Origin of the sequence: Prevotella sp. Sow4_E9_plate, assembly GCF_052116205.1 — a bacterium.
Classification (GTDB): domain Bacteria; phylum Bacteroidota; class Bacteroidia; order Bacteroidales; family Bacteroidaceae; genus Prevotella.
Window position 1 is genome coordinate 43,348 of sequence record NZ_JBQKLN010000018.1, and the last position, 19,360, is coordinate 62,707.

A 19,360-nucleotide genomic window follows, 5' to 3' on the forward strand; every position below is an offset into this window, starting at 1 on the left:
ATATGACCCCAGAGGAGAAAGCCGCTCAGGTAAAGACGCTTTCCACCCAGCTTTTAGCAGAAGGTAGAACCGATCTTTTGTTAAAAGCCATCAGTGTGCCCGTATTGGAACAGCTCCGTATCGAGGCAGCAAGGGCAACCCTCAGTCCTCTGGTCATCACGGAAGATTACCGTTTCTTGCTCCCTGATTATGGAAACAGGGAAGTGCAGCTCAGTCCCATCCACAAGGCCCTCTATCTGCTCTTTCTGAATCACCCGGAAGGAATAGAGTTCAAGAACCTGGTGGATCATCGTGAGGAACTGTTTGCCCTCTACCGAAAAATCGGCAACAGAATCGATTCCGATAAAATCACAGAAACAGTGAATCGCCTGACGAACCCTCTTGATAATGCCATCAACGAGAAGTGTTCGCGCATCAAGGCAGCTTTCTCTGACCTGATGGACGAATACCAGGCCGACTATTATATCATCAATAGCCATGTCAAGCGCCACCAAGGCTCTTCCATGAAGCTCTGGTTCGAGAGGTTGAAGATAATCAATCTCCCAAGAGAACTTGTAGTCTATCAATAAAGCTTCTCTTTCCGTTTATGACGATGTAAATACTATCATGTATATATCTCTCTCCGGCTTTTCTTTCCCCATTTGTGAATCGTTCTACTTTTCACATGGATGTTTTCATCTGTCGGTATAATATACCTTCTATATAGTTATTCCTATAAATTAAGGTATGGCAAACTTCACCAGACAATATCCACCTCCAATGAGCCAGCAATAAAGAATGGCAGCCAAGAGGAAAGGCTTAATGCCAGCTTTCTTGAATTTGTCAAAGCTTGTTTCTGCTCCCAATGCTGCCATGGCCATGGTCAGGAGGAAGGTGTCCAGTTGGTTAATCCAATCTACTATGCTTTCCGAAAGCAAACCAAGAGAATTGAATCCAATCACTACCAGGAAGAGAATGGCAAACCATGGAATGCTGATTTTAGGCTTGTTGGTATCAGTATTTTCCAGATTATCTCTTTTGGCAACATCCCTTGCAACGGTCCATGCAATCACCAGTAATACCGGTACCAGCATCATCACCCTTATCATCTTCACAATGATGGCATTGTTGCTCACCTCGGCTCCCATGGCATTGGCTGCACCTACCACATGGGCTACTTCATGAACGGTGGAACCCGTAAAGAGTCCCATCATATCTGGTGATAGGTCAAAGATGCCAGCCCTGTAGAGAATAGGGTAGAGGAACATGGATAATGTTCCAAAGATGACTACGGTGGCTACGGCTACTGCCGTCTTGTAAGGCTTCGGACGAATGGCCCCATCCACACCCAATACTGCTGCAGCTCCACAGATGGCACTTCCGCAAGCGGTGAGCAGTGCGATGCTGCGGTCAATTTTCAGAAGTCTTCCCACCAGGATTCCCAAGCCGATGGTGCCGCATACGATGATGGCGTCCATTACGATGGCAGAGAAGCCCACAGCCATCACATCCTGGAAGGTGAGCTTGAAACCATAAAGGATGATGCCTGTGCGGAGGATTCGCTTGCTGCAAAACTTGATGCCCGGTACCCAGGTGTCGGGCAGGTTGTTACGTAAACTATTGGCATAGAGCATACCAATGATGATGCCCACCACCATGGGGCTAAACGAAAGAGCTTTCACCCAGTCCATGCCACCGATGTAGAAAGCTGCGCATGCGAAGAGTGCGATAAGCAATACGCCATGCAGCATACTGCTCCTTTGTTCTGATAATCTCATATTTTTCTTTTTTGTCGGTTATTCGCTTTTGAAAAGCGGGTGCAAAGGTACGAAAAATCATGAGATGTTGTATATACATAATAGCTATACGTTATAACCTTTAGTTATGAATTTCTTGAATGTCTGCTGGAGTTTAGCGGTCTCGCCTCTCTTCTCAACAAATAGAAATTCTCGTTCCATCTTCAGATTCTCAATTTCCAGAACCTTGAATACTTGTTCATAGATATTCCTGTAGATGGCTCTTATGCTGATGATACCCATGCTTAAGGAATGTTCCACGAAATGCTTGATGCCCTCTGTGGTTCCCAGATTCATCTCAATGTTCAGATCAGAAAGAGCAATGCCGTTTTCCTGCAGGGCTTTTTGGATGACATCCAAAGTTCCGGAACCTAATTCACGCAGTACAATCGGTGTCTGCCTGAGAAGGTCCAGAGAAATCTCCTCTTGCTGGGCTAGGGGATTGGAACAATGTACGAACGCCACCAGCTCATCTTTCATGAAAGGAGTGTATTTAAAGGTGGGCTGCCGCTTGATGCCTTCCACCATACCCAGATCTATCCTTCCTGCAGCAAGCGCATCCTCTATCTCATGAGAATTTCCGCTGAGCAGGGTAAGACGAATGTCGGGATATAGTTTCCTGAATTCAGCAATCAGTTCGGGGAGAACATATTGTGAGATGGTGGTACTGGCTCCGATGCGCAGTTCTCCACCAGATTTCTCTGTGAGCTTCTTCATGTCGAAATCGAGATTCTGATAGGCATCGATAATCTTGCAGGCATGGTCAAGCATAAGTTGTCCGGCACGGGTGAGCTGGATGCGATTGCCGATTCTGTCGAACAGTTGCACCCCATATTCCTTTTCAAGCTCTTGTATGTGCTTGCTGATGGCAGGCTGACTGATGAACAGTTCGTTGGCAGCCTTAGTGAAACTCAGGAGTGTAGCCACACTTCTGAAAACTTTCAGTCTTGTATCTATCATTGTATGTTCCTTTGTTATTTCAAAAATCCTCGTCAATATGATGCCGAGTGCAGCAAATCTTCTGCAAAGATAACAAAATTCTAGAAATCACTCGCTGGTTTCGCCTAAAAATAGTAACTTTGCATCCAACAAAAAGAAACCAAAGACATTATGTACATTAAGAATATCCATTTGGCCTATTTTAGTGCCACTTTCTCCACCAAACGTATCGTTCGTGAGATAGCATCCCAGTTTCAGAAGCCTGTCATTGAGTATGACATTACCTCAGACGTGCTGAAGGATGATGTCTCGCTGGGAAGTGATGGCAATCTGCTGATAGTGGGCGTACCTTCCTATGCTGGTAGAGTCCCGGAAATGGCAGTTCGCTCATTGAGACGTTTTCTGGGAAACAATACCCCAGCCTTCATCGTATCAGTCTATGGTAACAGAGCCTACGATGATACGCTCATAGAGATGATACGCTCATAGAGCTGAAGGACCTGGTGGAATCCCATGGCTTCAAGTTACTTTCTGCGGCTGCTGTCATAGCCCAGCATTCCATATTTCCCAAGATAGCAGAAGGAAGACCTAATGCGGATGATATGGAGCAACTCCATGATTTTGCTTCAAAGAGTAGGGAACTTCTACTCCAGATACCAAAGATGTCAGCAGTCAGCCGACTGATGGTAAAGGGAAATCGCCCTTATCGTGATACCAAGCCTATTCCTCTGCATCCAGAAGGGAGTAGGGGAAAATGTACATCCTGCCATGCTTGTGTGAAAATGTGCCCTGTCGGAGCCATCACTATGGGGGAACCCTACAAGACCAACTAAAAGAAATGCATCTCTTGCGGACGCTGTGTCGTGGTCTGTCCTGAGCATGCCCGACTTTTCGGTGGCCTGTTGTATAAGGCTGTCAGCTGGAAATTCGAGAAAGCGTATTCGGAACCTAAGCAGCCTGAATTTTTCTATGTGAATGTTTAAAGAATAAGACAGCTATGAGTAGATACAAGACTATCGTCTTCGATGTAGGAAGTGTATTGGTGAACTGGATGCGCATGAACCTTTATACCACTCTGTTCCATGGTGACAGGGAGAAGGCTAAGTGGATAATCGATCATGTGGTCACCAATGAATGGAATGATCAGACAGACTTGGGTAAGCCTATAGATGAATGTCTCTTTGATTTAAAATAGGCTTATCCCAAGTATGCTCCTTACATCGTTGCCTACTGGGACTGTTACAAAGATATGGATGGTGGTGAAATCCCTGGCATCTCTGAGATCATGTGTGAACTGAAGCAAAGAAGATATCGTCTATACTGTCTTACCAACTGGTCTCATGAGACTTTTCCAATTGTCAAGAAGGTACATGCCCGCCTTTTCGACATGTTTGATGGGATTGTAGTAAGTGGGGAAAAGAAGATGGTGAAACCGAATCCGGAGATTTATCAGCTATTATTAAATCGCTATCACCTCCAGGCTTCGGAGAGCATTTTCATTGATGATAGGCCAGCGAATGTAGAAGGAGCCAATCATGTGGGTATTCATGGCATCCTTTTCAAGGGAAGCTTGGACTTGAAGCTGCAATTAGGTGCTTGCCTTTGATTTGATAACTATGATAATGGCTAGCAGGAGAGTAATACCTATCAAGGCACAGCTGGTATCCTGTATGGTAGAAGAACGGTCACCCACATTGATTGGTATGTCAAATAGTTCGGGTGCAATGTAGATGCTCTTGCTTTCTGTCTCTGTTGTCTGGAAGCGTTTGAGCTTGGCATGCTTGTACACGGCATATACAGCATCCACCATCTGCTGCCGTTCCTCACATGAATACAGGGCAAGCTGCTTGTTGTGATTGATGGTCTTTCTAAGCCCGGTAATTGTCTGTATGGAGCGTATAGCGTCCTCATCAAAGTAAATCTCTGCTGCATTGCCTAGGGAAACCAGAAGTCTCATAGGTAATTGATCCACTACCTCCTCAAAAGTTTCCAAAGTCTGGGCGTAACCAAATCTCAGCATGGATTCTTCTCAATAGGGTGTACTGCAAACATTCTGTTTACCATAAGACGCCTTATAATAAAAGTGGGAGTGAAAGCAAGTGCCCGAAAGAGGATGAAGAGATCTTGCTGCTGCAATCCAGTTGCCTAGCCAATTGGGAATCCCATTTTGGTGAGAATTGTATCATACACCGAAAGGGAGCAACAAGTGCCCGAGAAGGTGAAGTTGGTATCATACCTGGTTCACAAGGAACGAGTTCATATATCGTGGAAGGCCTTGGCAATCTTCTTAGTTTCATGAGCTGCTCCCATGGAGCTGGCCGTATCATGAGCCGAACTGAAGCTGTAAAGACACTCAATTTAGCGGAGGAAATCCATAAGCTGGACCACTAGTATCCCGTTAAAACGAGACGATTATTAAATAAGTTATTAATACTCAAAAGTTTACGGACTTTTTATAGTGTACTCAGTATTGTAGTCAGAACGAATGTCTCTTTCAGATGCTGGCTCCATCCAAGAGTTCCCGGTATTTAGCTACAGCATCCGAAATCTCGCTTATTTTGATAAATTCATCGGCTGAATGGGAACGGGAGGACTCGCCAGGCCCCAGTTTGAACGAAGGGAAGTGCATCAGAGCCTGGTCGCTCAAGGTAGGACTGCCGAATGGCTTCATGCCCATGGCTACACATTTCCTGATAAGAGGATGTGCCGGGTCGATGCGGGATGACTTCAAACGGAAACTGTGAGCCTTTACCTCGCTCTTCAGGTGCTGGCAGATAAACTTGTAAACCTCCTCGTTGTCGTAAAACTCGTTGGTGCGGATATCCACAAGCAGCGTACACTTATCCGGAATCACATTGTGCTGGGTTCCGGCATTCACTACTGTAAGCGTCATCTTGGTAGGTCCCAGGAACTCGCTTACCTTCTCAAACTTATAGTCACGAATCCATCGCATATCATCCAATGCCTCGTAGATAGCGTTTACTCCCTCGTTGCGGGCAGCATGACCGCTCTTTCCGTGAGCAATCACATCCAGCACCATCAGTCCCTTTTCGGCAACAGCCGGGTTCATGCCGGTAGGTTCACCTACGATGGCAAGGTCGATATGCGGAAGCAAAGGCAGGGCACGGGTAATGCCATCCTTTCCCGACACCTCTTCTTCGGCGGATGCCAGATAGATAAGATTATACTGCTGAGGCTTTGCGGTCAGCATTCTGAATATCTGGAGGAGCGAACAGAGTCCGCCGCCGCAATCGTTGCTGCCCAAGCCGTAAAGTACACCCTCTTCTACATCCGGTGAAAACGGGTTGTGTGTCCATGAAGCCACAGGCTTCACGGTATCGATGTGAGCGTTGAGCAGTAGGGTAGGTCGGCTCTCATCGTAATGAGGGTCGATAATCCAGATGTTGTTCGCCTCACGATGAGGTTCGAAACCATATTTGCGGATGGTCTGCTCCATGATGTCGGCAGCATCCTTCTCGTTTCTGCTTACCGATGGGGTGGCGATGAGCTTTTTCAGCAAATCCACGGCATCGCTTACATATTCTTCTTGTAGCATCATAATCTCTCTATTTTTTGATTTTGGGGCAAAGATACGAAAAAAAGAGCAGATAAAGTGGAAAAAATATCTTTTTATTTTGTGTTCTTAACAAATTCTATTATCTTTGCATCAGAATATAAATATAAGCTTATGCAAATTAATAGTCATCTTTCGGTACTGATTCACGACCTAGCTAAGAAATGGGGAGATAAGCCAGCGCTTACCTTCAGAAAGTTTGGTAGTGACCAGTGGCAAACGGTTTCATTTAATCTCTTCTCGCTAAGAGTGAAACAAGTGAGCAATGCCCTCCTGAATCTTGGGGCTAAACCTCTTGACAAAATCGCTGTCTTCTCGCAGAACTGTGTGCATTATCTGTACACCGACTTCGGTGCGTACGGTATCAGAGTTACCTCTGTGCCTTTCTATGCCAACAGCAGCGAGCAGCAGATTCAATATATGATTAATGATGCGCAGATTCGCTTCCTCTTTGTAGGCGAACAGGAGCAGTATGACAAGGCTCATCGTATCTTTGCCCTCTGTCCATCTCTGGAACGTATCATCATCTTCGATTCAAGCGTGCGCATCAGTACCCACGATCCTGCTGCTCTCTATTTCAAGGACTTCCTGAAGCTGGGAGAGAATCTCCCTCGTCAGACGGAGGTAGAGGAACTCTACAAGCAGGCAAGTATGGATGACTTGGCTAATATCCTCTATACCAGTGGAACAACTGGAGATAGCAAGGGCGTGATGCTGACCTATAGCCAGTATTATGCTGCTTTGAAGGCAAACGATGAGTGCATTCCTGTTACCGACAAGGACCGTGTCATCGATTTCCTTCCATTCACCCATATCTTTGAACGTGGATGGGCATATCTCTGCTTGAGCGAAGGTGCCGAACTCATCATCAATACTTATCCTCATGAAATTCAGGAGAGTATGCGAGAGATGCATCCTACCTGTATGTGTAGTGTGCCACGTTTCTGGGAGAAGGTTTATATCGCTGTAAAGGCTAAGATGGATGATGCCGGTTCTGTCCAGAAGAAGCTCTTCTATCATGCCTTGGCGGTAGGTAAGAAACGTAACATCGAGTATATTGCCAACTGCATGCGTCCTCCTTTGGCTCTGGAGTTGGAATATAGAATTATCAACAAGACTGTCCTGAGCATGGTTCGCAAGCAGTTGGGCCTGGAAAAACCGAATATCTTCCCTACAGCGGGTGCTTACGTGAGTCCGGAAGTAGAGGAGTTTGTACATGCCATCGGTATCAATATGGTGGTGGGATATGGTTTGACCGAGAGCCTTGCCACCGTATCTTGTGATCATTCTGACAAGAAACGCAGTCTGGGTTCGGTGGGTCGTCCAATCTCCTGCATTCAGGTAAAGATAGGTGAGGATAATGAGGTGCTTCTCAAGGGCCCTACCATCACTCCGGGATATTATCATCGTGATACCACCAATGCGAAGGCATTCGACAAGGATGGATTCTTCCATACCGGTGATGCCGGCTACTTGAAGGATGGCGAGCTTTTTCTCACCGAGCGTATCAAGGACCTGTTCAAGACATCGAATGGTAAGTATATCGCTCCTCAGCAGGTAGAATCGTTGCTCCTGGTAGATAAGTTCATCGACCAGGTTGCCGTTATCGCCGACCAGCGCAAGTTCGTATCAGCCCTCGTTGTGCCTGAGTTCCGCCTCGTGGAGGACTGGGCGCGTGAGCATCACATCGCCTTCACTTGCCGTGAGGACCTGTGTGCCAACGAGAAGGTGCAGAAGATGCTGATGGACCGCATCAAGATTCTTCAGCAGCACCTGGCTTATTATGAGCAGATTAAGCGTATCACCCTCCTGGCTCACCACTTCTCTATGGAGTCGGGCGAGCTGACCAACACCTTGAAGATTCGCCGCCCTATCATCAATAAGAACTACAAGGCGGAGATTGACAAGATGTATGAGGAGTAATGGTTTTACTTTGAACTTTATGATAACTCTTTATGATGATGACTCTTATCATATAGTTGGAGGGGATAAAGATGAAGTTCAAAGTAAACATAAAGTTCAAAGTTCAAAATTCAAAGTTCAAAGTTAATGATTACAGCTGACCAGTTGAAAGATGTGATGGACAGAGCTGACGCTCTGCATCGCTATCTCAATATAGACCAGAAGAAAGTAGAATTTGAAGAGGAGCAGCTCCGCACTCAGGCTCCTGACTTTTGGGAAGACCCGAAGTATGCTCAGGAGCAGATGAAGAAGGTGAAAGGTATCCAGAAGTGGCTCGACGGTTATAAGACTGTACGTCTTTATGCCGACGAGTTGAAGCTGGCGTTCGACTTCTATAAAGATGAAATGGTAACCGAGGAAGAGGTGGATGCCGATTATGCCAAGGCGATCAAAGCCATCGAAGACCTGGAGTTGAAGAACATGCTTCGCCAGAAGGAAGATCCGATGGACTGCGTACTCAAGATCAATTCCGGTGCCGGTGGTACCGAGAGCCAGGACTGGGCGCAGATGCTGATGCGTATGTATATGCGCTGGGCTGAGGCTCATGGCTATAAGGTAACCATCACCGATATGCAGGAAGGCGATGAGGCTGGTATCAAGAGCGTTACCATGACCATCGAGGGCGGCGAGTACGCTTATGGCTATCTGAAGAGCGAGAATGGTGTGCACCGACTGGTGCGTGTTTCTCCTTTCAATGCCCAGGGCAAGCGAATGACCAGTTTCGCCAGTGTCTTCGTAACTCCGTTGGTAGATGATACCATCGAGGTATATGTCGACCCAGCCAAGCTCTCCTGGGATACCTTCCGTTCGAGTGGTGCCGGTGGTCAGAATGTGAATAAGGTTGAATCCGGTGTCCGTCTGCGTTATTGGTATACAGATCCAGATACAGGCGAGGAAGAGGAAATCCTCATCGAGAACACCGAAACCCGTGACCAGCCAAAGAACCGCGCCAAAGCCCTGTTGCTCTTGAAGAGTCAACTCTACGACCGCGCCATGAAGAAGCGTCTGGAAGCTAAGGCAAAGATTGAGGCCGGCAAGAAGAAGATAGAGTGGGGAAGCCAGATTAGAAGTTATGTCTTCGACGACCGTCGTGTGAAAGATCATCGTACCAACTATCAGACATCGGATGTTGATGGCGTGATGGATGGTAAGATAGATGATTTCATCAAGGCATATCTGATGGAGTTCCCTACGAATGATGAAGAACAATAATAACCTAAAAATATATAACTATGGGTGGAAATAAAGATTTAAGAAGAGCTAAGCATGAAGCTTACCAGAAGAAACAGGCTGCAAAAGCAGACAAAGTAGTGAAATGGATTTTTGGAGGATTGATCATCTTGGGTATCCTCTGCATGATTTATACAATGTGGCTTTCAGCTTAAAGTTAAAGGTATAAGAAAATGAGTGGATTGGAAATAGAAAGAAAATTCCTCGTTAAGAAGGGCGACGTTTATAAAAGCGCCGCCTTTTCTTCTAGTCATATTCAGCAGGGGTATATTCCGGCTGAAGGGGCTACGGTGCGAGTTCGCACGAGAGACGAGAAGGCTTATCTCACGATTAAAGGTAAGTCGGTAAACGGTGGTATGACCCGTTATGAATTTGAAAAGGAAATAACCATGGACGAGGCGAAGCATCTTCTGCAACTCTGTCAGGGGGGAGTCATCGATAAGCGCCGCTATCTTGTCAGGAGTGGAGACCATACCTTCGAAGTAGATGAATTCTACGGTGATAATGATGGTTTGGTGATGGCAGAAGTGGAACTGGGAAGTGAGACGGAAGAATATGAGAAGCCTGCCTTCATCGGTATGGAGGTAACAGGCGATAAACGCTTCTACAATTCTCATCTTCTTGGAAATCCTTTCTCGAAATGGCGTGATACTTTGCCGGAAGAATATCGTTAGAAAAGCATTTTAAAGCCTTTTTCTCTTGAAAATGTACGAAAAGTTGCATAAATATTACTAATTTTATACTTTTGCTTTCAAATGTTGCATATATCTCGGAATTATTTTATAATTTTGCAGTCAATAATATGAAACGTTAAGAAATTAGTAAGAGAAAGACAAGAAAATGGCAGAATCAAATAGAGGAAGTTTTGGTAGCAAGATAGGAATGATACTTGCTACAGCTGGTGGCGCCGTAGGTTTAGGTAACGTATGGCGCTTCCCTTATATGGCTGGTCAGGAAGGTGGCGCAGCCTTTATCCTGGTTTACATAGGAAGTGTTCTTCTGTTGGGCATCCCATGTATGATTTCAGAGTTTATTATCGGTCGTCATGGTGCCTCCAATACGGCACGTGCCTATACCAAGCTTGCCAATGGTACGGCTTGGAAGTGGGTGGGCTATCTGGAAGTGCTCACGGGTTTCCTGATTACCGGTTACTATGCGGTGGTTTCGGGATGGTGCTTGCAGTATGTTTATGCCAGCATCATGGGCGAACTGCATGGCGACCCTACTTTTGTGGCAAATTACTTCAAGGAGTTTTCTGCCGATCCAATTCGTCCGGTGATGTGGACGGTGGCAATCTTCCTGATTTGTCACTTTGTGATTATCCATGGTGTCCGTGGAGGTATCGAGAAGGCATCCAAGGTAATGATGCCGCTTCTGTTTATCCTGCTTCTTATTATCGTGGTGGCTTCCTGTCTGTTGCCGGATGCCGGAAAGGGAATAGAATTCCTGTTGAAGCCTGATTTCGGAAAAGTGGATAGGAATGTATTCCTCAATGCCTTGGGACAGTCGTTCTATTCCATGAGCATCGGTATGGGTTGCATCTGTACCTATGCATCTTATTTCAGTCGTCAGACCAATCTCCTGAAATCTGCAATTCAGATTTCTGCCATCGACTTGATGGTGGCTGTTCTTGCAGGATTGATGATTTTCCCTGCAGCATTCTCTGTAGGAATATCACCGGATAGTGGTCCTTCGCTTATCTTCATCACCCTGCCAAATGTCTTTAACGAGGCGTTTGCATCAATGCCGGTATTGGGATGGATTATCTCCTTGATGTTCTATGTACTTCTTTCTGTGGCAGCATTGACATCCCTGATGTCGCTTCACGAGGTGAATACTTCTTTCTTCTATGAGGAGTTGAAGATTGACAGAAAGAAGGGTGCTATGATTGTTACGGTATCTTGTGCCATCATTGGTGCATTCTGTTCGCTTTCTTTGGGGGCTACAGATAAGTTGTCGTTCTGTGGCAAGACCTTGTTCGAATGGTTCGACTTCGTAACGGGTCAGCTGTTCCTGCCTACAGCAGGTCTCCTTACCTGTCTGTTCTTGGGATGGTATGTGCCGAAGAAGGTGGTGCAGGATGAATTCACCAACTGGGGAACCCTGAAGGGAAAGGTTTTCAATGTCTACCTTTTCCTGATCAAGTTTGTGTGTCCAATCCTTATCTTCCTGGTATTCCTGAATCAGTTCGGAGTATTGGGATAAGCTATATATATAATAAGGTGTAGTATGTCGAGTTTTATCAGTAAGCATTGAATACTCACCATTAAACATTAAAAACAATGGAGACTAGAGGAAATTTCGGAAGTAAATTGGGCGTCATTCTTGCTACAGCCGGCTCAGCTGTCGGTTTGGGTAATGTTTGGCGTTTTCCTTATATGGCAGGTCAGAATGGAGGTGCCGCCTTCATCCTTATCTATCTGGTTTGTATCATCCTGTTGGGTGTGCCTGGCATGATGAGCGAGTTTATTATTGGTCGCCATTCGGCTTCCAATGCAGCGCGGGCTTATAGTAATTTGGGTAAGAACAAGGCTTGGGGAACCGTAGGCTTGATGGGCGTCATCACCTCCATGATTATCCTTGGCTTCTATGCCGTGGTGGCAGGCTGGTGTCTGCAATATCTCTATGCCAGCATCATGGGTGGTGTGCATGGCGATCCGGAGTATGTGAAGACCTACTTCCAGACGTTTGCTTCCGATCCTATTCGTCCTACCTTATGGGCTGTAGGTTTCATCCTGCTTACTCATGCAGTGGTGGTAAGAGGTGTTCGCAATGGTATCGAGAAAGCTTCCAAGATATTGATGCCGCTGCTTTTCGTGCTGCTGGTTGTCATCGTAATAGCTTCCTGTTCTTTGCCGGGAGCAATGAAGGGCGTGCAGTTCCTGTTTCATCCTGATTTCTCAAAGGTTGATGAGAACGTATTGCTCGAAGCCTTGGGGCAGGCTTTCTTCTCTTTGAGTTTGGGTACGGCTTGTCTGTGTACATACGCATCTTACTTCAGCCGCCAGACCAATCTCTTGAAATCGGCAAGTCAGATAGTTGTTATCGACACACTTATTGCAGTATTGGCAGGCTTGATGATATTCCCGGCAGCCTTTTCGGTAGGTGTGCAGCCTGATAGTGGTCCGTCACTCATCTTTATCACCTTGCCTAATGTGTTCCAGCAGGCATTTGGCGATATGCCTGTGGTGAGCTACATCATTTCAGTATTGTTCTATGCATTGTTGGTATTGGCAGCTTTGACCTCTACGATTTCCATGCACGAGATTGGTACGGCGATGATTTATGAGGAACGCAAGATTACCCGTGCCAAGGGTGCGTGGATAGAGACCATTACCTGCAGCGTCATTGCCGTATTCTGTTCTCTTTCTCAGGGAGCAGTTCCTGGATTGGGATTCTTTGGTAAGGATTTCCTTACGAATTGTGACAATTTCACGGCGCAGCTGTTGATGCCGCTTGCTTCGATTGTCACCTGTCTGTTCCTGGGTTGGTATGTACCGAAGAAGATAGTGCGTGATGAGTTTACGAATTGGGGCACGGTGAGCGGTAAGTTGTTCCCCGTCTTCCTCTTCATGATTCGTTTCGTCAGTCCAATCTGCATTCTGCTCATCTTCTTGCATCAGTTTGGTGTTATCTGATACCTATTATATATAAAGCCAAATGCGCTATCAGGCATAGTGCATTTGGCTTTTTCTTCTTTAGAAAGAGACATATAGTTTTAAGGTGAGATGTTCGGTTAAAAAGAGATATAAGGCGTAAGTCTTTCTATTTCGGCTGGTGGAAAATCCTTTAATAGTTTCAGCTCTTCCAGACTTTTTATCGGACCTCTCTGTCGGCGGTAGTCACAGATTTCCTTGGCTTGATAGAAGTTGATATATGGATGTTGGCGGAGCTGGTTGAGGTTGAGCTTGTTGATGTCAAGCTTATGGATATGGTTGGCATCTATGTGGATAAACGCCAAGGCAGATTCTGGAATGCCTTCTATTTCGTTCAACTGTTCGGCAGCAGCGAATCCACCTAGACGGTCTCTGTATCTTATAATCATTTTGGCATAATAACTGCCAATTCCCGGTATCTTCTGCAGTTCGGTAGTATCGGCTGTATTTATATTAATGTGTTGTCCTGGATTCAGCTTGTGTGGATAACTGTATACTTTTTCGTTTTCCGGTGTTGTAGAACGGGTGGTTGCAGTTATATCAGGTCTGTTGTATCGTTTCTGCTGACGGTATGGCTCGTTTCTGTAAAAATCGGAAGCAGGCTTGTAGTCATCTGCTATTCTTATGAATGGTGCCAAGGCCTCGTATTGTCTTTTCGTCATACCATAGACACGTGCAAAATCGGAAGGTCTACTATATACACCTCCTTTGGCACGGTAATGAAGAATGCTTCTTATTTGCCAAGCTTGCAGACCAAGACGTTTGAATTGGACAGAATCTGCCGTGTTCGGATCGAATGGAAAAGCCTCTTTGATTTGATATCCTTCTTTATAATATACAGGATTCTGACTAGTGGCATGTTCTGTCCGGTAAGTTTGAATAGAGTCGTTGTCTTTCTGGGCTGTTTCTGATGGTTCCCTATTGAAAAGAAAAATGAGTCCCATTAAAACAGTCATAGCTATTATGATCGCCAGTAAGGCATCGCGATCATTCCGTTGCAGGTAAAATATGTCTCTTAATATCATACACCATTCTGTTGGTTTATATAGGTCGGGATTACTGGACTCGAACCAGCGACCTCATCGTCCCGAACGACGTGCGCTACCAACTGCGCTAAATCCCGATGCCGATTTACTGTTTTTTACAGAATGACGATGCAAAGGTACATGAAAATTGGGACAAAACAAAATAAAAATGCATTTTTTTTCACTTTTGGGAAAGATTTTCTTGAAAAAATTTGTTGGAACCAAAAAAAAAGTGTACCTTTGCACCCGCAAATGAGAAATCGTTTGTTATTCATAGTTGGTGCCATAGCTCAGTTGGTAGAGCAAAGGACTGAAAATCCTTGTGTCCCCGGTTCGATTCCTGGTGGTACCACTTCTATTGAAGCTGAATCTTCGTAACAAGATTCAGCTTTTTTTTTGTTAATTTCCTAATCTATGATAACGTTTTCGTATAAAAGTTGTCATGATTGTTTTGTATGTCAGCGATAATCCTTTATCTTTGCATTAAATCTATAAAACAAAGTAAATACTATAATTATTTTATTGAAATGAAAAAAGCTTACTTGTTATCACATGTACAACAATTATTATCAGCATTGTGATGTCTATGGCATCTGTGCTACGTCGGGTTCAAATATTTTCATAGAGTCTAACTACTTCGAGGCAGTGAAGCGCCCAATCATGAGTTCTCTGCAGGGAACAGATATCAAAGGCTCGAAGGGGACTTTCTCTGGTGAAAATGGAGGTATGATCAAGTCATACGGCAATGTCTTTGTTGATAAGCCAAGTGACTTCAGTTATATTACTTACGCTGACAATCCTGCAAGCTTCGATGCTTATGAGGTAGCCAAGCTTTCTGATCAGCTTCCTGCAAGCGTTAAGACTTTGGTGGGAGGAACCTGTTATAATAACTTTGATACCAACCCAGACGTGATGTATTCTCATACAGCAGATAATGCAGTTGACGTTCCTTCCATTATAGAAGCCTTTTATGGGGCTGGTCGCTTGAATCATGGCGACATTCATTTCGACATTCCTAATGAAACGGTTGTTACCAGTGGACATCAGCAGCCATTACCTGCTTTAGCAAATATACTGGATTCATACGAGTCGGGTGTTGTGAAAGTAATGGGTGTGGAATGAATTATGGACTGATATGTATTACAAAACGGACAAAACCAGACATATTCTGGTTTCTTGTCCGTTTTTTGTTGTCTTTTGGCAATTTTCTGTCTTGTACTTTTGATTGTATTTGATACTTTTGCAACCACAACCAAATGTTAGATCAAATAATAACCTGATTAAACAACTAGGCAAATCTGTAACCGATCTCTCCAAGGCTTTCACCGGTGTTGATCTCAATACCCTTCTTGCTGTGATGGACAAGGTGAGCGATGGTGCCTGGGATATCTGGTTTGGTGATGAAAATGGCGAAACTGAGTTTACGGTTACTGCCGACCTCAATACCATGACCTGGAAGTATGAATAAAAATCAGCTATCTTTGCAATATCTGATGCGTAAATACGTTCTTTCGATACAGCAAAGATAGTTATAAACCAAAAGAACAATGAAGAATATTTTAGGAAAAGCCATATTGCTGGCTTCAGCACTCTTGTTTTCTATCACGGGCACGAGTTGCAGCAATGATGATAATGCCACTCCCGAAAAGGAGAAGACATACGATATGAGTGGCTTCGCCAAGGGAGCCGATGTTTCCTGGCTCACAGAGATGGAGAAGGATGGTGTGAAATTCTATAATCAGAATGGCAAGGCTACAGAATGCATGAAGCTCCTTCGCGAAGAGGGAACCAATTCCATCCGTCTGCGTGTCTGGGTAAATCCGGAAGGTGGCTGGTGTGGCAAGGATGATGTCATCGCCAAGGCTTGGCGAGCTCAGCAGCTCGGCTTCCGTCTGATGATTGACTTCCACTATTCTGATACCTGGGCTGACCCGGCTCACCAGACAGTTCCTGCTGCATGGCAGGGCTATACTGCCGAACAAATGAAACAGGCTGTGGCTGATCATACCAAGGATGTATTGACAGCCCTGAAGGATAAAGGTGTAACCAACGTAGAGTGGGTACAGGTGGGTAATGAAACCCGTGACGGTATGCTCTGGAATGACGCTGAAGGCGATGATGCCAAGGCTGTTACTGGTCGTGTTTCTGAGAATGCAGCCAACTTTGCTGCTTATGTTAACGCCGGATATGATGCCGTAAAGGCGGTTTATCCACAAGCTAAAGTAATCGTGCACGTGGATGAGGGTAATAACCTCGGCCGTTATACCTGGCTCTTTGGTGAATTGAAGAAGAATGGTGGAAAATGGGATGTCATCGGTATGTCACTTTATCCAGAAGATAACAATTGGCAGGATTTAACCACCAATTGTCTGAATAATATTAAGACTTTATCAGAACAGTACAACTGCAATGTCATCATCTCTGAAATCGGTATGTGGTGGGGCTCTGACCAGGCTGCGCCAATGATGAAGAAGATGGTGGATGGCTGCAAGGCAATCTCTACCTGCGAGGGTATCTTCTATTGGGAACCAGAAGTTTACAACAACTGGAAGCCAGCCAACTATATCACTCTGGGTTGGTCTGCATATACCAAGGGAGCGTTCGACAACAGCGGCAAACCAACTGCCGTATTCGATTCATATAAATAAGAATATTAAATAGCAATATGATCAAGAGAAGCATTACTTTCATGACACTTGCCCTGGTACTCACTACGCTGTGCCAGGCGCAGAGCAGAAAGGTTATCAACCTGCCTTCATGGGACTTCTCCCGTGATGGCAAGGCGTGGCAGCAGGTAGCTGTTCCGCACGACTGGGCTATCGCGGGTCCTTTCGATAAGAAATGGGATCTGCAGATGGTGGCTATCGAGCAGAATGGCGAAAAGGAGAAGACCGAGAAGTCGGGACGCTCTGGAGCTCTCCCTTGGATTGGAGAGGGTATGTATAAGATGAATCTTCAGTTGCCGAAGGGCTACAAGCGTGCTGTCCTCGTTTTTGATGGTGCGATGAGTCAGCCTATCGTTAAGGTGAATGGCAAGGAGGCTGGCAGATGGGCTTACGGCTACAATGCCTTCCGCATCGACATTACTCCTTACGTGCAGTTTGGCGGAAAGAAGAATCTCGTAGAGGTTCATCTCAACAATGTAGAGGAAAGCAGCCGATGGTATCCAGGCGGCGGTCTTTACCGTCCGGTTTCCGTGGAACTTTACGGTAACGAGAACTTCTCTACCTGGGATACCTTCGTGCGTACCCTGAAAGCTGATAAGCAGGAAGCCGAAGTGGAAGTGAACGCCCTGCTGGAAGGAAAAATCGGTAAGTCGGGCAAGACGGTCATCGCCTTGCTCGATGAGGCTGGTACAAAGGTTGCCGAGCAGACTATCTCTGGCGCAACCCCAGCCATCAAGACTACCCTGAAGGTAGCAAATCCTCAGCTCTGGTCTCCGGAATCTCCTTACCTCTATCAGGTGAAGTTAACCCGATATGAAGGCAAGAAGGTGGCTGATGTCCAGACGCTTAAGACCGGTATCCGTACCATCTCGGTATCCAAGAATAATGGTTTCCAGCTCAATGGCATTACCCGCAAGATCAAGGGTGTCTGCCTGCACCACGACCTCGGTCCGTTGGGAGCTGCAGAGAACAAGGCGGCACTCATCCGTCAGATCAAGACGATGAAGGAGATGGGTTGCGACGCCATCCGTACAGCCCACAACATGCCTTCTACCATGCAGATGGAAATCTGCGACTCTCTCGGTATGATGGTAATGGCTGAGAGCTTCGATATGTGGATTTATCCTAAGTGCAAGAATGGCTACGCCAAGTTCTTCAAGGAGTGGAGCGACAGGGATATGACCAATCTGGTGAAGCACCATCGCAACCATCCTAGCATCATTATGTGGAGTATCGGTAACGAGATTCCTGAGCAATGGAGCAAGGAGGGTATGGAGATAGCCAAGCATCTGCAGGATATCTGTCATCAGTATGATCCTTCCCGCCCTGTAACCCAGGGTATGGACAAGGCTGAGGCTGCCCTGAAGAGTGGATTTGCCCAGGTGATGGACGTTCCGGGCTTCAACTATCGCGTACATAAATATTATAAGAATATCGAGCAGTTGCCTCAGGGATTCCTCCTGGGTTCAGAGACAGCATCTACCGTCAGCTCCCGTGGCGTGTATAAGTTCCCGGTTGAGGTGCGTGCCAGCAACAACAATCCATACGCCGATGGTCAGTGCTCTAGCTATGACACGGAGTATTGCTCCTGGAGTAATCTTCCGGATGATGACTGGAAGATGCAGGATGACCACAGTTGGGTAATCGGAGAGTTCGTGTGGACGGGCTATGACTATCTGGGCGAGCCGACTCCATACGATACCTACTGGCCAAGCCGCAGCAGCTACTTCGGTATCTGCGACCTTGCCGGACTTCCAAAGGATAGATATTATATGTATCGTGCCCGCTGGAATGAGCATCAGCATACCACCCATCTTCTCCCTCACTGGAACTGGCAGGGCAGGGAAGGACAGGTTACCCCTGTATATTGCTACACCGATGGTGTGGAAGGCGAGCTTTTTGTAAACGGCAAGAGCCAGGGCAGAGTTCGCAAGGACAAGTCAAGCCGTCTGGACCGCTATCGCCTCCGCTGGAACAACGTGAAGTATGAACCGGGCGAGATTCGCGTGGTTACCTACAATCAGTATGGCGACAAGGTAGGCGAAGACGTGAAGCGTACAGCCGGAGAACCTGCGCAGATGAAGTTCAGTGTGGAGACTCCAGACCATGAGCCTATCGCCTGCATGGTAGAAGGCTGCACCGATGAGCACAATGTGCTGCTGAATGCTGATGGCAAGGACCTTGCTTTCGTTACCGTTAGTCTCCTGGACAAGGATGGCAATGAGTGTCCGCTCGCAGATGATGAGCTGACCTTCGAAGTAACGGGTGCCGGAACCTTCAAGGCTGCCTGCAATGGCGATGCCACATCGCTCGAACCTTTCACCCATCCACATATGAAACTCTTCTCAGGCAAACTCGTTGTCATCGTGCAGAGTAGTACGCAGAAGGGCAATATCACCCTGAAGGTGAAGGATGGCAAGAGAAATATCGAAAAGACCATTCAGTTAGAGGCAATCTAGAAAATATATATCCTTCGTTTTTATCGTAGGATTCCTTTTCTTTTCACAAATCCCAAGGAATAGAGACTGTTCTT

General features: G+C 46.0%; 21 protein-coding genes, 2 tRNA genes and 1 pseudogene. 18 read left to right on the plus strand and 6 right to left on the minus strand.

Features of this window, described 5'->3' with window-relative positions; all coding sequences use genetic code 11:
* The first annotated feature begins 2 nt into the window (after nucleotides 1-2).
* Complete coding sequence (locus ACTQ53_RS08945; protein ID WP_441932765.1) at nucleotides 3-569, plus strand: hypothetical protein; 567 nt, start codon at nucleotides 3-5, stop codon at nucleotides 567-569.
* Between the two features lie 150 nt (nucleotides 570-719).
* On the opposite strand, the gene ACTQ53_RS08950 is transcribed toward ACTQ53_RS08945, so the two are convergent.
* Both ACTQ53_RS08950 and ACTQ53_RS08955 read right to left on the minus strand, forming a co-directional pair.
* Nucleotides 720-1,757: a YeiH family protein gene (locus ACTQ53_RS08950; protein ID WP_294967432.1), complete on the minus strand. Its 1,038-nt coding sequence runs from the start codon at nucleotides 1,755-1,757 to the stop codon at nucleotides 720-722.
* Between the two features lie 84 nt (nucleotides 1,758-1,841).
* Nucleotides 1,842-2,735: a LysR family transcriptional regulator gene (locus tag ACTQ53_RS08955; RefSeq protein WP_294967434.1), complete on the minus strand. Its 894-nt coding sequence runs from the start codon at nucleotides 2,733-2,735 to the stop codon at nucleotides 1,842-1,844.
* Nucleotides 2,736-2,885: 150 nt separating this feature from the next.
* On the opposite strand from ACTQ53_RS08955, the gene ACTQ53_RS08960 reads away from it, so the two are divergent.
* From ACTQ53_RS08960 to ACTQ53_RS08980, 5 genes and pseudogenes are all read left to right on the plus strand, one after another.
* Nucleotides 2,886-3,203 (plus strand): hypothetical protein, encoded by a 318-nt coding sequence (locus tag ACTQ53_RS08960; protein WP_294967436.1) that lies wholly within the window; start codon nucleotides 2,886-2,888, stop codon nucleotides 3,201-3,203.
* Nucleotides 3,204-3,217: 14 nt separating this feature from the next.
* A complete protein-coding gene (locus ACTQ53_RS08965) occupies nucleotides 3,218-3,547 on the plus strand; it encodes a 4Fe-4S binding protein (RefSeq protein WP_294967437.1) in 330 nt (109 codons plus the stop codon).
* Nucleotides 3,548-3,550: 3 nt separating this feature from the next.
* Nucleotides 3,551-3,697: pseudogene (locus ACTQ53_RS08970) on the plus strand (4Fe-4S dicluster domain-containing protein); the annotation flags it as partial.
* Nucleotides 3,698-3,711: 14 nt separating this feature from the next.
* Nucleotides 3,712-3,909, plus strand: coding sequence for a hypothetical protein (locus ACTQ53_RS08975; RefSeq protein WP_294967439.1), 198 nt, complete (start codon nucleotides 3,712-3,714; stop codon nucleotides 3,907-3,909).
* 54 nt (nucleotides 3,910-3,963) lie between these two features.
* Nucleotides 3,964-4,320, plus strand: a complete 357-nt coding sequence (locus ACTQ53_RS08980) for an HAD family hydrolase (RefSeq protein WP_441932766.1) — start codon at nucleotides 3,964-3,966, stop codon at nucleotides 4,318-4,320.
* On the opposite strand, the gene ACTQ53_RS08985 is transcribed toward ACTQ53_RS08980, so the two are convergent.
* Nucleotides 4,303-4,734 carry a hypothetical protein gene (locus ACTQ53_RS08985; RefSeq protein WP_294967443.1) on the minus strand — a complete coding sequence of 144 codons (432 nt, stop codon included), beginning with the start codon at nucleotides 4,732-4,734 and terminating at the stop codon, nucleotides 4,303-4,305. The genes ACTQ53_RS08980 and ACTQ53_RS08985 overlap by 18 nt on opposite strands.
* Before the next feature lie 17 nt (nucleotides 4,735-4,751).
* Here ACTQ53_RS08985 and ACTQ53_RS08990 point away from each other — a divergent pair, with 17 nt between their 5' ends.
* Nucleotides 4,752-5,105, plus strand: coding sequence for an RtcB family protein (locus ACTQ53_RS08990; RefSeq protein ID WP_441932767.1), 354 nt, complete (start codon nucleotides 4,752-4,754; stop codon nucleotides 5,103-5,105).
* Between the two features lie 103 nt (nucleotides 5,106-5,208).
* Here ACTQ53_RS08990 and ACTQ53_RS08995 read toward each other — a convergent pair whose 3' ends face one another.
* Nucleotides 5,209-6,273, minus strand: a complete 1,065-nt coding sequence (locus ACTQ53_RS08995; protein ID WP_441932768.1) for a M20 family metallo-hydrolase — start codon at nucleotides 6,271-6,273, stop codon at nucleotides 5,209-5,211.
* Between the two features lie 129 nt (nucleotides 6,274-6,402).
* Here ACTQ53_RS08995 and ACTQ53_RS09000 point away from each other — a divergent pair, with 129 nt between their 5' ends.
* The 6 genes from ACTQ53_RS09000 (at nucleotide 6,403) to ACTQ53_RS09025 (ending at nucleotide 13,118) form a co-directional block, all read left to right on the plus strand.
* Entirely contained in the window at nucleotides 6,403-8,211 is a 1,809-nt protein-coding gene (locus ACTQ53_RS09000; RefSeq protein WP_294967449.1) for an AMP-dependent synthetase/ligase, read from the plus strand.
* 126 nt (nucleotides 8,212-8,337) lie between these two features.
* Nucleotides 8,338-9,462 carry a peptide chain release factor 2 gene (prfB, locus tag ACTQ53_RS09005; protein WP_264950925.1) on the plus strand — a complete coding sequence of 375 codons (1,125 nt, stop codon included), beginning with the start codon at nucleotides 8,338-8,340 and terminating at the stop codon, nucleotides 9,460-9,462.
* A gap of 20 nt (nucleotides 9,463-9,482) precedes the next feature.
* Nucleotides 9,483-9,635 (plus strand): hypothetical protein, encoded by a 153-nt coding sequence (locus ACTQ53_RS09010; protein WP_287595224.1) that lies wholly within the window; start codon nucleotides 9,483-9,485, stop codon nucleotides 9,633-9,635.
* Between the two features lie 18 nt (nucleotides 9,636-9,653).
* Nucleotides 9,654-10,154: a CYTH domain-containing protein gene (locus ACTQ53_RS09015; RefSeq protein ID WP_441932769.1), complete on the plus strand. Its 501-nt coding sequence runs from the start codon at nucleotides 9,654-9,656 to the stop codon at nucleotides 10,152-10,154.
* A 166-nt stretch (nucleotides 10,155-10,320) separates the two neighbouring features.
* Nucleotides 10,321-11,685 (plus strand): sodium-dependent transporter, encoded by a 1,365-nt coding sequence (locus tag ACTQ53_RS09020; protein WP_294967456.1) that lies wholly within the window; start codon nucleotides 10,321-10,323, stop codon nucleotides 11,683-11,685.
* A gap of 77 nt (nucleotides 11,686-11,762) precedes the next feature.
* On the plus strand, nucleotides 11,763-13,118 hold the full coding sequence (locus tag ACTQ53_RS09025; protein ID WP_441932770.1) for a sodium-dependent transporter: 1,356 nt from the start codon (nucleotides 11,763-11,765) through the stop codon (nucleotides 13,116-13,118).
* Nucleotides 13,119-13,216: 98 nt separating this feature from the next.
* On the opposite strand, the gene ACTQ53_RS09030 is transcribed toward ACTQ53_RS09025, so the two are convergent.
* Both ACTQ53_RS09030 and ACTQ53_RS09035 read right to left on the minus strand, forming a co-directional pair.
* Nucleotides 13,217-14,092, minus strand: a complete 876-nt coding sequence (locus ACTQ53_RS09030; protein ID WP_441932771.1) for a helix-hairpin-helix domain-containing protein — start codon at nucleotides 14,090-14,092, stop codon at nucleotides 13,217-13,219.
* A gap of 94 nt (nucleotides 14,093-14,186) precedes the next feature.
* Nucleotides 14,187-14,259 (minus strand) — tRNA-Pro (locus ACTQ53_RS09035).
* Nucleotides 14,260-14,440: 181 nt separating this feature from the next.
* Between ACTQ53_RS09035 and ACTQ53_RS09040 the strand changes: the two genes are divergently transcribed.
* The 5 genes from ACTQ53_RS09040 to ACTQ53_RS09060 all read left to right on the plus strand — a co-directional run bounded on the left by ACTQ53_RS09040 (nucleotide 14,441) and on the right by ACTQ53_RS09060 (nucleotide 19,286).
* Nucleotides 14,441-14,513 (plus strand) — tRNA-Phe (locus ACTQ53_RS09040).
* Between the two features lie 200 nt (nucleotides 14,514-14,713).
* On the plus strand, nucleotides 14,714-15,283 hold the full coding sequence (locus ACTQ53_RS09045) for a hypothetical protein (RefSeq protein WP_441932772.1): 570 nt from the start codon (nucleotides 14,714-14,716) through the stop codon (nucleotides 15,281-15,283).
* A gap of 118 nt (nucleotides 15,284-15,401) precedes the next feature.
* Nucleotides 15,402-15,629, plus strand: coding sequence for a hypothetical protein (locus ACTQ53_RS09050; protein WP_441932773.1), 228 nt, complete (start codon nucleotides 15,402-15,404; stop codon nucleotides 15,627-15,629).
* 79 nt (nucleotides 15,630-15,708) lie between these two features.
* Complete coding sequence (locus tag ACTQ53_RS09055) at nucleotides 15,709-16,809, plus strand: glycoside hydrolase family 53 protein (protein WP_441932774.1); 1,101 nt, start codon at nucleotides 15,709-15,711, stop codon at nucleotides 16,807-16,809.
* A 17-nt stretch (nucleotides 16,810-16,826) separates the two neighbouring features.
* A complete protein-coding gene (locus ACTQ53_RS09060; protein ID WP_441932775.1) occupies nucleotides 16,827-19,286 on the plus strand; it encodes a glycoside hydrolase family 2 TIM barrel-domain containing protein in 2,460 nt (819 codons plus the stop codon).
* Nucleotides 19,287-19,360: the final 74 nt, after the last annotated feature.

Coding starts and splice junctions, on each gene's coding strand:
- ACTQ53_RS08945 (WP_441932765.1), top strand. CDS start 3: ATGACCCCAGAGGAGAAAGCCGCTCAGGTAAAGACGCTTTCCACCCAG.
- ACTQ53_RS08950 (WP_294967432.1), bottom strand. CDS start 1,757: ATGAGATTATCAGAACAAAGGAGCAGTATGCTGCATGGCGTATTGCTT.
- ACTQ53_RS08955 (WP_294967434.1), bottom strand. CDS start 2,735: ATGATAGATACAAGACTGAAAGTTTTCAGAAGTGTGGCTACACTCCTG.
- ACTQ53_RS08960 (WP_294967436.1), top strand. CDS start 2,886: ATGTACATTAAGAATATCCATTTGGCCTATTTTAGTGCCACTTTCTCC.
- ACTQ53_RS08975 (WP_294967439.1), top strand. CDS start 3,712: ATGAGTAGATACAAGACTATCGTCTTCGATGTAGGAAGTGTATTGGTG.
- ACTQ53_RS08980 (WP_441932766.1), top strand. CDS start 3,964: ATGGATGGTGGTGAAATCCCTGGCATCTCTGAGATCATGTGTGAACTG.
- ACTQ53_RS08985 (WP_294967443.1), bottom strand. CDS start 4,734: ATGCTGAGATTTGGTTACGCCCAGACTTTGGAAACTTTTGAGGAGGTA.
- ACTQ53_RS08995 (WP_441932768.1), bottom strand. CDS start 6,273: ATGATGCTACAAGAAGAATATGTAAGCGATGCCGTGGATTTGCTGAAA.
- ACTQ53_RS09000 (WP_294967449.1), top strand. CDS start 6,403: ATGCAAATTAATAGTCATCTTTCGGTACTGATTCACGACCTAGCTAAG.
- prfB (WP_264950925.1), top strand. CDS start 8,338: ATGATTACAGCTGACCAGTTGAAAGATGTGATGGACAGAGCTGACGCT.
- ACTQ53_RS09010 (WP_287595224.1), top strand. CDS start 9,483: ATGGGTGGAAATAAAGATTTAAGAAGAGCTAAGCATGAAGCTTACCAG.
- ACTQ53_RS09015 (WP_441932769.1), top strand. CDS start 9,654: ATGAGTGGATTGGAAATAGAAAGAAAATTCCTCGTTAAGAAGGGCGAC.
- ACTQ53_RS09020 (WP_294967456.1), top strand. CDS start 10,321: ATGGCAGAATCAAATAGAGGAAGTTTTGGTAGCAAGATAGGAATGATA.
- ACTQ53_RS09025 (WP_441932770.1), top strand. CDS start 11,763: ATGGAGACTAGAGGAAATTTCGGAAGTAAATTGGGCGTCATTCTTGCT.
- ACTQ53_RS09030 (WP_441932771.1), bottom strand. CDS start 14,092: ATGACTGTTTTAATGGGACTCATTTTTCTTTTCAATAGGGAACCATCA.
- ACTQ53_RS09045 (WP_441932772.1), top strand. CDS start 14,714: ATGTACAACAATTATTATCAGCATTGTGATGTCTATGGCATCTGTGCT.
- ACTQ53_RS09055 (WP_441932774.1), top strand. CDS start 15,709: ATGAAGAATATTTTAGGAAAAGCCATATTGCTGGCTTCAGCACTCTTG.
- ACTQ53_RS09060 (WP_441932775.1), top strand. CDS start 16,827: ATGATCAAGAGAAGCATTACTTTCATGACACTTGCCCTGGTACTCACT.